The organism is Xenorhabdus yunnanensis (assembly GCF_028598805.1).
In the GTDB taxonomy this organism is placed as follows: Bacteria; Pseudomonadota; Gammaproteobacteria; order Enterobacterales; family Enterobacteriaceae; genus Xenorhabdus; species Xenorhabdus yunnanensis.
Map to the genome: position 1 here is coordinate 1 of NZ_JAQRFI010000160.1, position 1,435 is coordinate 1,435.

At 44.0% G+C, this 1,435-nt stretch carries 1 protein-coding gene; it reads left to right on the plus strand.

Annotated features, from left to right (window positions below; translation table 11 throughout):
• The first annotated feature begins 145 nt into the window (after positions 1-145).
• Complete coding sequence (locus PSI23_RS21405; RefSeq protein WP_273556963.1) at positions 146-1,081, plus strand: tyrosine-type recombinase/integrase; 936 nt, start codon at positions 146-148, stop codon at positions 1,079-1,081.
• Positions 1,082-1,435: the final 354 nt, after the last annotated feature.

Here is a 1,435-nt window from a genome sequence, read left to right on the forward strand (position 1 = left end):
AAATGATGAAGTTTCAGAACAAATTAATGCAAATGATAATCATATCGATTTTAAATCATCCAAACATACCCGTAAAAAGCCCAAAAGCGTTGCTCCCACAGGGAATTAGCGGCCAGATTATGCTATTGATAACAGGAAAACGATGATGTACGGAACAGAAGAAAAAATGGGCTGGGATGAATTGTTAGAGGAATATTTTTTCTCACAGATGTTACGCCCGGCCTCCGAGTGGAGCTACCACAAGGTCAAGCGGGTTTTTACCCGGTTTATGGGCGAAGCGGTATTACCGGAGCAGGTCACTCACCGCGATGTGCTGCGGTGGCGGCGTCATTCGTTGGTGGAAAAGAAACAATCCGGTCATACCTGGAACAATAAGGTGGCTCACCTGCGGGCGATTTTTAATTTCGGTATGGTAAGGAAACTCCTGCCACAGACTGAAAACCCGTTTAACGATGCCGCAGTGAAAAAAGAGAAGAAAAAGAAGAAAATTCTGAGTAAATCCCAAATCATTCATCTCTATCTGCTGATGAGACAATACGAGGAAGAGGAAAGAAGACAAGTCGCTCCACGGGGAGGCCGTTGTGCATTGTACCCGACAGGGTACTGGCTGACCGTGTTAGACACCTTCCGGTTAACGGGGATGCGTCAGAACCAGTTACTGCATCTGCGGTTGCGGGATATTAACCTGGATGACAATTATATTGTATTGCGTGTTGAGGGCAGTAAAAACCACAGTGAGTGGCGGATACCGATGATCCGGCAGCTCAAACCCCGGCTGGCACAACGGGTTGAACAGGCAAGAGCCTGCGGGGCGAAAGACGATGATCCGCTGTTTGATTTAAGTCGTCTGAGCTTGCATGCACACGGGCAGATGAGCCGTTATCGGTATGATCACGATAAAGAAAGGCAGCATATCCGTTCTTTCTTCAATCGGTTGTCTAAAGAGTGTGGCTTTGCCGTTTCCCCTCATCGTTTTCGTCATACACTGGCAACCACAATGGAATATATTGATATCGATATGGAAATCGCGGGTAAAACGCTGGAGAATGAGTTGGCAATATATCTGGATATTTCGGTGTAAGGATAACATCAGGTAAAAAAAGACAGGGCAGGTCTCAGACAGGATTGAGGAGGTATAAGTGAACGGCCCTGCATCAACATTGATGGTATAAAAAATGGCTAGTTTCGATCCTGCATCCCGTAAAGTTTTGACCTTACTTGACATCAGAATCAATTACTGAAATCATTACCCTGAACGAAAAAAGAGTGCTTGCAAATGCAGGCACTCTGTATTCTTTAATTTACGGCTTTTTTAAACATTGAGCGTACAAACCAGGCTACCAATTGTTTAACATTTTCTTAACAGCCCTAAATTTTAACTTATTTGTTAATTACTTGATAGTATTCAACAAATTAGCTTTAAAATCTTGGTGCC